1 protein-coding gene is annotated in these 270 nt (G+C 34.8%); it reads left to right on the top strand.

All coding sequences use genetic code 11. The features are described from left to right. Positions 1–265: transposase (locus H2O73_RS21105; protein ID WP_182110807.1), on the top strand; the 265-nt coding region annotated here is incomplete at its 5' end. Positions 266–270 lie beyond the last annotated feature (5 nt).

Here is a 270-nt window from a genome sequence, read left to right as displayed (position 1 = left end):
AAGGGAGTCTGGTAGTAGCGTAAGGGGACGTAGCAGGATAAGTAAGGTAGGGAATAGGAAATTACGGAATATGGTTTTTTTAGCAGCACTTTCAGCTTGTACATATAACAAAGCTTGTAAGGCACTTTTTGATAGAATTGTAGCAAAAGGAAAGAGTAAAAAACTGGCATTAATAGCAGTAGCAAATAAATTATTAAAACAGGCATTTGCTATCGCAAAAAGTGGTTTGCCTTATGATGAGAACTTTGTTTCAAAATTAGCTTAAAATTG

This window comes from Vibrio marinisediminis (assembly GCF_014050145.1).
Lineage (GTDB): Bacteria > Pseudomonadota > Gammaproteobacteria > Enterobacterales > Vibrionaceae > Vibrio > Vibrio marinisediminis.
This window is presented reverse-complemented; position numbering and strand designations above follow the sequence as displayed.